Genomic DNA, 437 nt, shown 5'->3' with positions numbered 1-437 from the left:
ATATTCTTGCCGACCGTCGGGCCGAAGGCGATCGAGGTCGTGTAGGAGCGGCGGCCGAGTTCGTCGACCAGGACATTGCTGGTCTCGGGATCGATCACCGGCAGTGAGCCGACCGGGTAGCGGGCGACGCCGTTCTTGTCGGTATTCTCGGTCATGACCAGGGTGCACAGCATGGCCGGCTGGTGATCGCGGGCCTTGTATTCGAGATGCTTGGCCTTGCCGCGGAAATCGACATCCTTGACCTTCGGACGCGCCAGGTCGCTTTCGATCAGGTTGTACTGGGTCAGGAGGTCAGCGTTCTGCAGGCGCAGGCTCTTTTCCATGCGGCGGGAATTGGCATAGGTTTCGACGCCGAAGGCCATGACGCCGGTGGCGCGCAGTGCGTCCCAGACGGCGAGGCCGTCCTCGTATTTCATATGCAGTTCCCAGCCCTGTTC

1 protein-coding gene is annotated in these 437 nt (G+C 62.2%); it reads right to left on the bottom strand.

Annotated features, from left to right (window positions below; translation table 11 throughout):
- Positions 1–416 (bottom strand): hypothetical protein (locus AC1D0P_RS29935; RefSeq protein ID WP_477680052.1); only part of this gene is annotated, 416 nt, incomplete at its 3' end.
- Positions 417–437: the final 21 nt, after the last annotated feature.

The sequence above is a fragment of the Polaromonas sp. P1_G2 genome (assembly GCF_056405515.1).
The sequence above is the reverse complement of the archived record's forward strand: the minus strand, read 5'-3'. Positions and strand labels throughout refer to the sequence as shown.